Here is a 12,495-nt window from a genome sequence, read left to right on the forward strand (position 1 = left end):
CTCTGGCTTGGCCGCACGGGCGGGTGATTTGATCTGCGACACTGGTTGAGCCATGCCTAAGCCCGGAGAACTCACTTTCGTCGCCCCGCGCGGAGCCAAGAAGCCGCCGCGGCATCTCGCCGATCTCACGCCTGCCGAGCGCAAGGAAGCCGTTGCCGAGATCGGTGAGAAGCCGTTTCGTGCCAAGCAGCTCTCGCAGCACTACTTCGCGCGGTACGCGCACGAGCCGGAACAGTGGACCGACATCCCGGCCGCCTCGCGGGGGAAGCTGCGGGAGGCGTTGCTCCCCGAGCTGATGACCGTCGTACGGCATCAGTCGACGGACCAGGGCACCACCCGCAAGACGCTGTGGCGGCTGTTCGACGGGACGCTCGTCGAGTCGGTGCTGATGCGGTACCCGGACCGGGTGACCATGTGCATCAGCTCGCAGGCCGGGTGCGGTATGAACTGCCCCTTCTGTGCCACCGGGCAGGCCGGGCTCGATCGGAACCTGTCCACCGCCGAGATCGTGCACCAGATCGTGGACGGGATGCGCGCGCTGCGCGACGGCGAGGTGCCGGGCGGGCCCGCGCGGCTGTCCAACATCGTCTTCATGGGCATGGGGGAGCCCCTCGCCAACTACAAGCGGGTGGTCGGCGCGATCCGCGCGCTCACCGATCCCGAGCCGGACGGGCTCGGTCTCTCGCAGCGCGGGATCACCGTGTCGACCGTCGGTCTCGTCCCGGCGATCCACCGGTTCGCCGACGAGGGCTTCAAGTGCCGCCTCGCCATCTCGCTGCACGCCCCCGACGACGAGCTGCGCGACACCCTCGTCCCCGTCAACACCCGCTGGAAGGTGCGCGAGGTCCTCGACGCCGGGTTCGAGTACGCCGCCAAGTCCGGGCGTCGGCTGTCCATCGAGTACGCGCTGATCCGGGACATCAACGACCAGGCCTGGCGCGGTGACCGGCTCGGCCGGCTGCTCAAGGGCAGGCCGGTGCACGTCAATCTGATCCCGCTCAACCCGACGCCCGGGTCCAAGTGGACCGCGTCCCGGCCCGCGGACGAGAAGGCGTTCGTCGAGGCCATCGCCGCGCATGGTGTACCGGTGACGATCCGGGACACCCGTGGTCAGGAGATCGACGGGGCGTGTGGTCAGCTCGCGGCCACCGAACGGTAGTCTGACGCCGTACACATCTTCATAGTCATCTTCATGTTCCGGCAGGGGAGCGCCACAGCGCTGAGAGTGCGGCAGCCATGTCTTCGGTGAGCCGCAGACCCTCTGAACCTCGCCCAGGTCATTCTGGGTAGGGAGATCGGTCGTCACTCAAGCTGTTGCGCCCTGCCCGGGAACCCGTTTCAGGTCCCGGGCAGGGCCGCGTCTCTTCCTGGTCAGCCAGGAGGACATCAGTGAGCAACACCAAGAAGTTCACAGCCGTCGTCGTCGGGCTGGGCCTCGTCACGCTGTCCGCGTGCGGGTCCGCCGAGTCCGGCAGCGGCGGCTCCGGGGACTCCAGGACGGTCACCCTCGTCAGCCACGACTCGTGGGTCGTGTCCAAGAGCGTGATCGCCGCCTTCGAGAAGCAGTCCGGCTACCAGGTCAGGGTCCTCAAGGACGGCGACGCAGGCCAGGCCGTCAACAAGGCCGTCCTGACCAAGGACAACCCGCAGGGCGACGTCCTCTTCGGCGTCGACAACACCCTGCTCTCCCGCGCGCTCGACAACGACCTCTTCCAGCCGTACGAGGCCAAGGACGCCGACCAGGTCGAGCCGGAGTACCGGGCCGACCAGGCACAGCACCGGGTCACGCCCGTCGACACCGGCGACATCTGCGTCAACTACGACAAGGCCTACTTCAGCGAGCGCGAGCTGGACCCGCCGAAGACCCTCGACGACCTGATCAAGCCCCAGTACAAGAACCTCCTCGTCACCGAGAACGCCGCCACCTCCTCACCCGGCCTCGGCTTCCTGCTCGGTACGGCCGCGAAGTACGGCGACGACGGCTGGCCGGACTACTGGAAGAAGCTCAAGGCCAACGGCGTGAAGGTCGTCGACGGCTGGGAGCAGGCGTACAACGAGGAGTTCTCCGGTTCCGCGAGCGGCAAGAAGGCGGGCGGCGACCGGCCGCTGGTCGTGTCGTACGCCTCCTCGCCGCCCGCCGAGGTCGTCTTCGCCGACCCGAAGCCGAAGACCGCCCCGACCGGCGTGGCCACCGGCACCTGCTTCCGGCAGGTCGAGTACGCCGGGCTGCTGAGCAACGCGAAGAACCCCGAGGGCGGCAAGGCGCTGATCGACTTCATGCTCAGCGAGCAGTTCCAGGAGGACATGCCGCTGAACATGTTCGTCTACCCGGTGCGGGAGGGCGCCCAGGTGCCCGAGGAGTTCGTGAAGTACGGGCCGCAGGCCGAGGATCCCGAGACCATGGACCCGGCGAAGATCGCCGAACACCGTGACGAGTGGGTCAAGTCGTGGACGTCGCTCGTACTGAAGTAGCCGAAGTAGCCCACAAGGCACGCGGGAACGCGGCGCGGCTCGGGCTTCTCGCCCTGCCCGTCGCGTTCTTCGCCGTCTTCTTCGCCTACCCCGTCGCGGCGATCGTCGGCCGTGGGCTGAGGGCCGACGGGACCTGGCAGTTCGGGCGACTTGTCGACGTACTGACCCAGTCCGGCATCCGGCACGTGCTGTGGTTCACCACCTGGCAGGCGCTCGCCTCGACCGCGCTGACGCTGCTGATCGCGCTGCCCGGCGCGTATGTGTTCGCCCGGTTCGACTTCCCCGGCAAGCAGGTGCTGCGGGCGGCCCTGACCGTGCCGTTCGTGCTGCCGACGGTCGTCGTCGGTACGGCGTTCCTGGCGCTGGTCGGGCGGGGCGGGCTGCTGGACGAGCTGTGGGGCGTACGGCTGGACACCACCGTGTGGGCGATCCTGCTCGCGCATGTCTTCTTCAACTACGCGGTCGTGGTACGGACGGTCGGCGGGCTCTGGGCGCAGCTCGATCCACGGCAGGAGGAGGCCGCGCGGATGCTGGGCGCCTCGCGCCTCACCGCCTGGCGGACCGTCACCCTGCCCGCGCTCGCGCCCGCCGTGGCCGCCGCCGCGCTGATGGTCTTCCTGTTCACCTTCACCTCCTTCGGTGTGGTGCAGATCCTCGGCGGGCCCACCTTCTCCACCCTCGAAGTGGAGATCTACCGGCAGACGACGGAGATCTTCGACCTCACCGCCGCCGCCGTGCTGACGATGGTCCAGTTCGTGGCGGTGGGCGCGGTGCTCGCCGTGCACGCCTGGACCGTACGGCGGCGGGAGACCGCCCTGCGGCTGGTGGACGCGTCGGTGACCGCGCGCCGGCCGCGCGGGGCAGGGCAGTGGGCGTTGCTGGCCGGTGTCCTGGTCACCGTCGCCGTACTGCTTCTGCTGCCGCCGGCCGTGCTGGTGCAGCGGTCGCTGGACGCGCCCGGGTTCGCCTACTACCGGGCGCTGACCAGCGAGGACGGCGGCACCTTCCTGGTCCCGCCGATCGACGCGATCGGCAATTCGCTGTCGTACGCCGTCGTCGCCACCGCGATCGCCGTGCTGGTCGGCGGGCTCGCCGCCGTGGCGCTGACCCGGCGGGACGCGGGGCGGTTCGTGCGCGGGTTCGACGCGCTGCTGATGCTGCCGCTGGGCGTGTCCGCGGTGACGGTCGGGTTCGGGTTCCTGATCGCGCTCGACGAACCGCCGCTGGATCTGCGGGCCTCGTGGATTCTGGTGCCGCTGGCGCAGGCGCTGGTCGGGGTGCCGTTCGTCGTACGGACCATGCTGCCGGTGCTGCGGGCGGTGGACGTACGGCTGCGTGAGGCGGCGGCCGTGCTCGGGGCGTCGCCGTGGCGGGCGTGGCGTGAGGTGGATCTGCCGATGGTGCGGCGGGCGTTGCTGGTCGCGGCCGGGTTCGCCTTCGCGGTGTCGCTGGGGGAGTTCGGGGCGACGGTGTTCATCGCGCGGCCGGACAGTCCGACGCTGCCGGTCGCCGTGGCGCGGCTGCTGGGGCGGCCCGGTGATCTCAACTACGGGCAGGCGATGGCCCTTTCGACGATTCTGATGGTGGTGTGCGCGGTGGCGCTGCTGGTGCTGGAGCGGCTGCGGACCGACCGGACGGGGGAGTTCTGATGCTGCTCGGCCTGGAGAAGGCGACCGTGCGGTTCGGGGGGCGGGCCGTGCTGGACGGGGTGGACCTGTCCGTCGCCGAGCACGAGGTGGTGTGCGTGCTCGGGCCGAGCGGCAGCGGCAAGTCGACGCTGCTGCGGGCGGTGGCCGGGCTGCAACCGCTGGACTCCGGGCGGGTGTTGCTCGACGGACGGGACCAGACCGGGGTGCCCGCACACCGGCGGGGGGTGGGGTTGATGTTCCAGGACCACCAGCTGTTCCCGCAGCGGGATGTCGGCGGCAACGTGGCGTTCGGGCTGCGCATGCGCGGGGCGTCCCGTGGCGAACAGGACTCCAGGGTCCGGGAGTTGCTGGACCTGGTCGGGCTGCCCGGAGCCGCACACCGGGCGGTCGCCGCGCTGTCCGGCGGTGAGCAGCAGCGGGTGGCGCTGGCCCGGGCGCTGGCGCCGAGGCCTCGGCTGCTGATGCTGGACGAGCCGCTCGGGCAGCTGGACCGGTCGCTGCGGGAGCGGCTGGTGGTGGAACTGAGGGAGTTGTTCGGGCGGTTGGGGACGACCGTGCTCGCGGTGACGCACGACCAGGGGGAGGCCTTCGCGCTGGCCGACCGGGTGGTGGTGATGCGGGACGGGCGGATCGCGCAGTCCGGTACGCCGCTTGAGGTGTGGCAGCGGCCCGCGGACGAGTTCGTGGCGCGCTTCCTCGGCTTCGACAACGTGGCCGGCGCGACGGTGAGCGGGCAGGTCGCGGCCACGGTATGGGGGAAGCTGCCGGTGCCGGAGGGCGCGGCGCAGGGGCCGGGGGCGGTGCTCGTACGGCCCGCCGGTGTGCGTCTCGTGGCCGCGGACGCCGGGCTGCGGTGCACGGTGGCCGCGCGGACGTTCAAGGGCACCCATGTCGCCGTACATCTGCAACCGGTGGATGGCGCGCCCCGCTTGGAGGCGGCGTGTGCGTTGCGCGAGGCGCCGGAGGTGGGGGAGACGGTGGGCGTCGAGTTCGATGCGGCGGAGATCGTCGTGCTCGGCTGATCCGGGCGCTCGTGGAGTGCGGGCATGACGCGACTCGCATGCGCGGCACCGGCGTACGCCTGCGTGCCGCCCGCCATCGCGTGCGGCACAGGGCCAGGCCCTGATGTGGGTGGAACTGCGGCCGGGGAGATGGTCGTGGGCACGCTGCGGGAGGCGGGGCCGCATGCCAAGGTGTGGGGGCGGGCGGGGGTGCCCGACGCCGGGTTCTGGGCGCGGCGGATGACCACGAGATCACCGTCCACCGTGCACGCCGCACTGGCCGCCGGTGCTGCCGGCGTTCTACCGGCGGTGCGGAGGTGGAGGTGCTGGGGGAGCGGGAGTTGCTGGAGTTCTGGCTGGAGCGGGCCACGTTCGGCTGAGAGTTGCCGTACGGCCGATGGCCCGCCCCCGGCGAGGGGACGGGCCACCGTTGCTCACCCGGTGCGCGAGGGGTCAGCGGTCGCTGTCCGCCCCACGGCGGCGCATGCCGAAGAACACCGCGCCGCCGCCCACGACCACCAGGGCCGCCGCGATACCGGCGATCAGGCCGGTGTTGGAGTCGGCGCCGGTCTCGGCGAGGTTGGAGTCACCGGCCGCGGGCGACGGGGCGTTGCTCGCGGCGGCCGCGGGCGGGGTGCTGTCGTCCGCGGAGGCCGACGGGGTCGACGGGGTCGGCGTAGCGGACTCGGCCGGGGTCGAGGGGGTGGCCGACGGCTCCGGTGCCGTCTCCGAAGAGGTCGGGGTCGGCGTCGAGGTGTCCTCGGTCGTGCAGGCGGTGGCCGGGGTGACCAGGTTCGGCTCGATGTCCGCGTCCACGTAGGGCGCGGCCTTGACGTGGATGCGGTAGGTCGCGTTCGGCTGCCAGTCCTCGGCGAAGGTGATCGTGGTGCCCTCGCGTGAGCCCTTGACCTCCTGCTCGCCGACCTTCTTGATGTCGGCGTTGTTGTTCTGCAGATACACGGTGACGGTCGCCGGGACGCCGGCGGGGTCCACGTCCGTGACGGTGATGACGCCCTTCTTGCCGTCGCACGTGGCTTCGGCCGAGAAATCACCGATGGTGCAGGCGAGCGCGTTGCCCGCGGCGCCGAGCGCGAGCGCGGCGGAGGCGGCGGTGACACCGAGAATGCGCACGGAACGACGTGCGGTACGGCGAGTCATGGACACGTTTGTCCTTCATGGGATGCGCGAATTGCGGGGGGTTGAGGGGGAGATGAGGCACCAGCGACCGCCGGGGTCACATCCTCCCCAGGAGGCTCAAGGTTTATAAGCGCTCCATAAGCAGTGTCAATCCGCAGGCCCGCTCTGTCCGTTGGCTTTGCCCGCTTATTAACCGCCGAGACGTTTCAACGCGGCCGGAGCCTCCTCGATCCCGTCGACCAGGGCGATACGCGCCTCCATCGACCGCTCCCGGGCGAGGGCCTGGAGCAGCGGCCAGGTCGGGAGCCGGTCCGTCCAGTGCTCGCGGTTCACCAGGACCATGGGCGTGGGTTCGCCGCGCGACTCGTAGTAGTTCGGGGTCGCGTTGTCGAAGATCTCCTGTACGGTGCCGGCGGCTCCCGGCAGGAAGACCACGCCCGAGGTGCAGCGGGCCAGCAGGCCGTCCTCGCGGGTGGCGTTGGCGAAGTACTTGGCGATGTGCGCGGCGAAGGCGTTCGGCGGCTCGTGGCCGTAGAACCAGGTCGGGATGCCGACCGAGGGCCCGCCGTCCGGCCAGCGGTCGCGCACCTCGAAGGCGGCGCGGGCCCAGTTCGTGATCGACGGGACGAACATCGGGGTCTTGGCCAGGAGTTGGAGCGCCTCGTCGAGCATGTCGTCGGCGTGCGGGGCCGCGTACGCGCCGAGGTTCGCCGCCTCCATCGCGCCGGGACCGCCGCCGGTCGCGACGGTGAAGCCGGCGCGCGCCAGCTCACGACCGAGGCGCGCGGCACCGGCGTACGCCTCCGTGCCGCGCGCCATCGCGTGCCCGCCCATGACACCCACCACGCGGGCGCCGACGAGGAGTTCGTCCAGCGCGTCGGAGACGGCGTCGTCGTGGACGGCGCGGAGCATCGACGCGAAGACGTCGCCGTCGGCCTTCGTCTGCTGGAACCAGGCGTAGGACAGGGCGTCCGGGGTGCCCTCGTACCCCTTCTCCAGGCCGTCGAACAGCTCGTCGGGGGTGTAGACGAAGCCGCGGTACGCGTCGAAGGGGAGGTCCGGTATGGGCGGGAAGACCAGGGCGCCGGCGGCGGCGACCCGGGTGGCCGCGGCGTCGGTCATGGGGCAGCCGAGGAAGACGGCGCCGGCGACGTCGACGGAGAGCAGCACGTCCGTACGGGCCGTCAGATCGACGGCCTGGACGCGGAACCGGGTGAGTCTGCCATGGGTGGCGACGACCTCGTCGAACTCGGCGAGGGACTCGACCTCGCGGTCGTGGGAGGCGGTGTGGGTGGCGTGGGCGGGTGGTGTGGAGTGCACCCGCCCATGCTAGGCGCGCGCCTGGCTCAGCCCTCGATGGCCGTCGGGTCCATCCACACGACCTCCCAGGTGTGGCCGTCCAGGTCGTCGAAGGCGCGGCCGTACATGAAACCCTGGTCCTGCACCTTCTCCGACGCGGTGCCGCCGGCGGCGACCGCCTTCTCGACCAGCTCGTCGACCTTCTCGCGGCTCTCCGCGCTCAGGCACAGCAGCACCTCGCTGGTCTTCGTCGCGTCCGCGATCTCCTTCTGGGTGAAGGTCGCGTAGAACGGCTTGGTGAGCAGCATCGCGACGATGGTGTCGCTGATCACCACCGACGCCGCGTTCTCGTCGCTGAACTGCGGGTTGATCGAGTAGCCGAGTGCCGTGAAGAACTTCTTCGAGGCGTCGAGGTCGTTCACGGGCAGGTTCACGAAGATCATCTGCTGGTACATCTGCGGTCTCTCCCATCGGTGTTGTGCCGTTCGGTGGGGTAGACCCGGGGGCGGTGCGGAACTCATCGCCGGGCGGGGACTTTTTTCCCACGGGTTTTCAGCGGGTCAGCGGCTGTGCGGCGAGTGCGGCGACGACCAGGGTCAGCGGGGCGAACACCGCGACCAGCGCGGCGGCGCGCAGGGTGGCTGCGGCGCGCAGCATCGTCGTGGGGGCGCCGAGGCGCAGCAGGGCGGCGGTGGTGTCGGCGCGGGCGTGCTTGGCCTCGACGGCGGCGGTGAGCAGGGTGGCCACGGTGCAGCCTCCCACGAGGAGTGCGCCGAGGGTGGTGAGCGGGCCGAAGGTGGGGCCCTGGGGCTTCTGCAGGGCGGCCATGGCGTAGGCGGCGGACGCGACCGCGCAGACGATGCCGAGGGGGCGGCCGATGCGGGAGTACTCCTCCATCAGGACGCGACCGGCGAGCAGGCGGAGGGCGCCGGGGCGGGTGGTCTGCAGGAGACGGCCGCACAGGTGGGTGATGCCGGGGCCGGTCAGGGCGAGGCCGACGGCGGTGAGCAGCCAGCCGAGGAGGACGCCCACGGGGCCGCTGGTGAGACCACCGGGCATGTCGGCGGTGGGGGTGGTGTGGCCCGCGTAGGCCTCCATGGCGAGGCCGGCGGCGAGGGTGGTGATGGCCCAGGGGAGGGCGGCGGTGGGGTTGGGGGGCCTGCCCTGGGTGTGGGGGGTGCCCGGCGCCGGTGCGAGGGGGGCGGGCGCGCCGCCCGGCGTCTGCGGCGTGCCGTGCTGCTGCGGGCCGGGCGGCACGACTGCCCGCCGGTCGATGGGGTGGCCGAGCGCCGCGGCCACGCGTGGGCCGATGGGGAGGTCGCCGCCCGCGCCGGGGCTCGCCTCGTCGGCCGTGTCGCCGGGCGGTGGCTGTTTCCCGGCGGTTCCGGACGGCCGGGTCCCGGCACTGCCCGCCGCCCTTCTCAGATGCGCGCCGAAACGCCCGTACGCCCCGAACGTCTCCCGCATCCCCCCGCGCCCGTACGCCCCGAAGCGGCCGAACGCCCGGCGCGGGCCGGGTGTCCGTGCCGGGCTCGTCTCGCGTGGGCGCAGGACCAGGGCCACCGACAGGGACGCGGCTGCCGGGACCAGGGACAGCAGGGTCAGGGTCGCCGGAACCGGGACGGGCTGGTCCGTAGCCAGGAACTGGGCCGCCGCTCCGTCGAAGGGCATGCCGGTCAGGTCGCCGCGCAGGTGGAGGAAGACGAGGAGGGCCAGCATCGAGCCGAGGGTGGTGGACAGGGCCGTCGTCGTGGCCGAGACGGCCATCAGGCGGGCCGGGCCCAGGCCGATCGCCGACAGTCCGGGACGGGGGCGGGTGCCGGGGTCGGTGCGGGCGACGGCGACGGCGAAGTGCACCGTGGCGGCCAGGGGGATCGTGCACCAGGCGAGGCGGAGCACGGCGGCGGGGGGATCGTCGGGATGGCTCAGCGCGTAGCCGAGGGTGCACAGCAGCAGAAAGCCCGTGCCGGCCGACGCCGCCGCGACGAGCAGGCGGCGCAGTTGGACGGCCGGGTGGGCGCCGCGGGTCAGACGGAGAGCGAGCACGCGGCCCGGCCTTCCGACTCGGGGACCGGCGGCAGATGCACGGTGGTGACGCACCGCCCGTCCAGCAGGGAGACCGTACGGTCGGCGAGGGCCGCGGTGTCCGGGTCGTGGGTGGCCAGGACCACCGTGATGCCGTGCGAGCGGGCCGCCGTGGTGAGCGTGCGCAGCACGTGCCCTCGGTCGGCGTGGTGCAGCGGGGCGGTGGGCTCGTCGGCGAAGAGGACCGTCGGCGCGGGGGCCAGCGCCCGCGCGATGCACACCCGCTGCCGCTCGGCCTGACGGAGTTCCTGCGGGTGCCGACCGGCGCAGTCGCCGACGTCGAGGCGGTCCAGCCACTCCAGGGCGACCGTCTTGGCGCGCCGCCGGCCGGTGCCGCGCAGCATCAGGGGGAGCGCGGTGTTCTCCCAGACGTTCAGCTCCGGTACGAGGACGGGGGCGGGGTCGATCCAGCCGAACCGGTCGCGGCGCAGCCGTTCGCGGGCGACGGGGCCCATGGTGTGCACAGGGAGGCTGTTGAACCAGACCTCGCCGTCGCGGGGGCGCAGCAGGCCGGACAGACAGGCCAGGAGGGTGCTCTTGCCACTGCCGCGCGGGCCGGTGACGGCGAGGATCTCGGCCTCCTGGACGCCCAGCGAGACGCCGCTGAGCGCGGGGGAGCCGTCGGGGTGCTGGAAGTGCAGGGCGCGTGCCCAGAGGACGTCGTTGTCCGGCGGAGCCACCATGGGCGAACACCTCAGTTCGGATCCGTATATGCCGTGCCAGGTCCCTCGTGCGGGGGAACGAAGGCTGGGCCGATCGGTCACTGGGCACGCTAGGCAGCGGCCACCGGGCTCCCGGACAGCACACGGCCCCGGGCCGCCGTTTCTCACTCGAACGGACCGCACCGGGGCCGGTGTTGATCATCCAGGAGGAAGATCAGAGCTTCGTCCACGCCTCCGTCAGCGTGGCCCGCAGGATCTGCTCTATCTCGTCGAACGTCTCCTGGTCGGAGATCAGCGGCGGAGCGAGCTGGACGACCGGGTCGCCGCGGTCGTCGGCGCGGCAGTACAGGCCGTTGTCGAACAGGGCCTTGGACAGGAAGCCGTACAGGACGCGCTCGGTCTCCTCGTCGTCGAAGGTCTCCTTCGTGGTCTTGTCCTTGACCAGCTCGATGCCGTAGAAGAAGCCGTTGCCGCGGACGTCGCCGACGATCGGCAGGTCATGCAGCTTCTGCAGGGTGGCGAGGAAGGCGCCCTCGTGGTCGAGCACGTGCTGGGTGAGGTTCTCGCGCTCGAACAGGTCGAGGTTGGCCAGACCCACGGCCGCGGAGACCGGGTGGCCGCCGAAGGTGTAGCCGTGCAGGAAGGTGTTGTCGCCCTTGTAGAACGGCTCGGCGATGCGGTCGGAGACGATGCACGCCCCGATCGGGGAGTAGCCCGAGGTCATGCCCTTGGCGCAGGTGATCATGTCCGGGACGTAGCCGAACTTGTCGCAGGCGAAGATCGTGCCGAGGCGGCCGAAGGCGCAGATGACCTCGTCCGACACGAGCAGCACGTCGTACTGGTCGCAGATCTCACGCACCCGCTGGAAGTAGCCGGGCGGCGGCGGGAAGCAGCCACCGGCGTTCTGCACCGGCTCCAGGAAGACGGCGGCGACGGTCTCCGGGCCCTCGAAGAGGATCTGCTGCTCGATCTGGTCGGCGGCCCAGCGGCCGAAGGCCTCGGGGTCGTCGCCGTGGATCGGGGCGCGGTAGATGTTGGTGTTCGGGACCTTGTGGGCGCCCGGGACGAGCGGCTCGAAGGGGGCCTTCAGAGCGGGCAGACCGGTGATGGACAGGGCGCCCTGCGGGGTGCCGTGGTAGGCGACGGCGCGGGAGATGACCTTGTACTTGGCCGGCTTGCCCTGGAGCTTGAAGTACTGCTTGGCGAGCTTCCAGGCGGTCTCGACCGCCTCGCCGCCGCCGGTGGTGAAGAAGACCTTGTTCAGATCGCCCGGCGCGTGGTCGGCCAGGCGCTCGGCCAGCTCGACGGCCTTGGGGTGGGCGTAGGACCAGACCGGGAAGAACGCCAGCTCCTGGGCCTGCTTGGACGCGGTCTCGGCCAGCTCGACGCGGCCGTGACCGGCCTGGACCACGAACAGACCCGCCAGACCGTCGAGGTAGCGCTTGCCCTTGTCGTCGTAGATGTAGGTGCCCTCACCGCGCACGATCGTCGGTACGGGGGAGTTCTCGTACGAGGACATGCGGGTGAAGTGCATCCACAGGTGGTCGTACGCGGATTTGCTGAGGTCCTTGGTACTCACGGTTATCGGGTTCCCCACATGTAGGTCTGCTTCTTGAGCTTGAGGTAGACGAAGCTCTCGGTGGAGCGCACGCCGGGCAGGGCCCGGATGCGTTTGTTGATGACGTCCAGCAGGTGGTCGTCGTCCTCGCAGACGATCTCGGCGAGGATGTCGAACGAGCCCGCGGTCATCACCACGTACTCGACTTCCGACATGCCGGTCAGCGCGTCGGCCACGGACTCCGTGTCGCCCTCGACGTTGATCCCGACCATCGCCTGCCGGCGGAAGCCCACGGTGAGCGGGTCCGTGACGGCGACGATCTGCATCACGCCCTGGTCGAGCAGCTTCTGCACGCGCTGGCGCACGGCAGCCTCGGACAGGCCGACGGCCTTGCCGATGGCGGCGTACGGCCGGCGGCCGTCCTCCTGGAGCTGCTCGATGATGGCGAGGGAGACGGCATCCAGCTGGGGACTGCCGTTTCTCGGGTCTGCGCTTCGACTGGCCACGAGGTCACTGTGCACGACGTCTCGACAGTTTCGCAAGCCTTGATTGATGAAATCCGTTGTCTGTGGGTTCGAACCTTGCGGATTTCGCAGATATGGCGCGTCGGGGGGTGTTGAAACCGTGGGATT

The 12,495-nt window shown here is 71.1% G+C and carries 11 protein-coding genes and 1 riboswitch; of the genes, 4 read left to right on the forward strand and 7 right to left on the reverse strand.

Going from position 1 to position 12,495, the window contains the following annotated elements; genetic code table 11:
- Nucleotides 1-52 precede the first annotated feature (52 nt).
- The 4 genes from rlmN to KWI83_RS21030 all read left to right on the forward strand — a co-directional run bounded on the left by rlmN (nucleotide 53) and on the right by KWI83_RS21030 (nucleotide 5,143).
- Nucleotides 53-1,159, forward strand: coding sequence for a 23S rRNA (adenine(2503)-C(2))-methyltransferase RlmN (gene rlmN, locus KWI83_RS21015; protein WP_218515910.1), 1,107 nt, complete (start codon nucleotides 53-55; stop codon nucleotides 1,157-1,159).
- A 33-nt stretch (nucleotides 1,160-1,192) separates the two neighbouring features.
- A riboswitch (TPP riboswitch) is annotated at nucleotides 1,193-1,311 on the forward strand.
- Nucleotides 1,312-1,389: 78 nt separating this feature from the next.
- Entirely contained in the window at nucleotides 1,390-2,472 is a 1,083-nt protein-coding gene (locus tag KWI83_RS21020; RefSeq protein WP_218515911.1) for a thiamine ABC transporter substrate binding subunit, read from the forward strand.
- Nucleotides 2,448-4,121, forward strand: coding sequence for an iron ABC transporter permease (locus KWI83_RS21025; protein WP_218515912.1), 1,674 nt, complete (start codon nucleotides 2,448-2,450; stop codon nucleotides 4,119-4,121). The genes KWI83_RS21020 and KWI83_RS21025 overlap by 25 nt, the downstream gene beginning before the upstream one ends.
- Nucleotides 4,121-5,143, forward strand: coding sequence for an ABC transporter ATP-binding protein (locus KWI83_RS21030; RefSeq protein WP_218515913.1), 1,023 nt, complete (start codon nucleotides 4,121-4,123; stop codon nucleotides 5,141-5,143). The genes KWI83_RS21025 and KWI83_RS21030 overlap by 1 nt, the downstream gene beginning before the upstream one ends.
- Nucleotides 5,144-5,575: 432 nt before the next feature.
- Here the strand turns inward: KWI83_RS21030 and KWI83_RS21035 are convergent, their stop codons facing one another.
- From KWI83_RS21035 to KWI83_RS21065, 7 genes are all read right to left on the reverse strand, one after another.
- Complete coding sequence (locus KWI83_RS21035) at nucleotides 5,576-6,280, reverse strand: LAETG motif-containing sortase-dependent surface protein (protein WP_218515914.1); 705 nt, start codon at nucleotides 6,278-6,280, stop codon at nucleotides 5,576-5,578.
- Between the two features lie 168 nt (nucleotides 6,281-6,448).
- On the reverse strand, nucleotides 6,449-7,579 hold the full coding sequence (locus KWI83_RS21040) for an LOG family protein (protein WP_218515915.1): 1,131 nt from the start codon (nucleotides 7,577-7,579) through the stop codon (nucleotides 6,449-6,451).
- A gap of 26 nt (nucleotides 7,580-7,605) precedes the next feature.
- Nucleotides 7,606-8,013 (reverse strand): VOC family protein, encoded by a 408-nt coding sequence (locus KWI83_RS21045; RefSeq protein WP_218515916.1) that lies wholly within the window; start codon nucleotides 8,011-8,013, stop codon nucleotides 7,606-7,608.
- A gap of 97 nt (nucleotides 8,014-8,110) precedes the next feature.
- Nucleotides 8,111-9,604 carry a hypothetical protein gene (locus KWI83_RS21050; protein WP_218515917.1) on the reverse strand — a complete coding sequence of 498 codons (1,494 nt, stop codon included), beginning with the start codon at nucleotides 9,602-9,604 and terminating at the stop codon, nucleotides 8,111-8,113.
- Nucleotides 9,586-10,326: an ABC transporter ATP-binding protein gene (locus KWI83_RS21055; RefSeq protein ID WP_218515918.1), complete on the reverse strand. Its 741-nt coding sequence runs from the start codon at nucleotides 10,324-10,326 to the stop codon at nucleotides 9,586-9,588. The genes KWI83_RS21050 and KWI83_RS21055 overlap by 19 nt, the downstream gene beginning before the upstream one ends.
- 193 nt (nucleotides 10,327-10,519) lie before the next feature.
- Nucleotides 10,520-11,884, reverse strand: a complete 1,365-nt coding sequence (locus tag KWI83_RS21060) for an aspartate aminotransferase family protein (protein ID WP_218515919.1) — start codon at nucleotides 11,882-11,884, stop codon at nucleotides 10,520-10,522.
- Between the two features lie 2 nt (nucleotides 11,885-11,886).
- Nucleotides 11,887-12,384: an Lrp/AsnC family transcriptional regulator gene (locus KWI83_RS21065; protein ID WP_218515920.1), complete on the reverse strand. Its 498-nt coding sequence runs from the start codon at nucleotides 12,382-12,384 to the stop codon at nucleotides 11,887-11,889.
- Nucleotides 12,385-12,495: the final 111 nt, after the last annotated feature.

The sequence above is a fragment of the Streptomyces sp. TRM70350 genome, from assembly GCF_019219825.1.
Classification (GTDB): domain Bacteria; phylum Actinomycetota; class Actinomycetes; order Streptomycetales; family Streptomycetaceae; genus Streptomyces.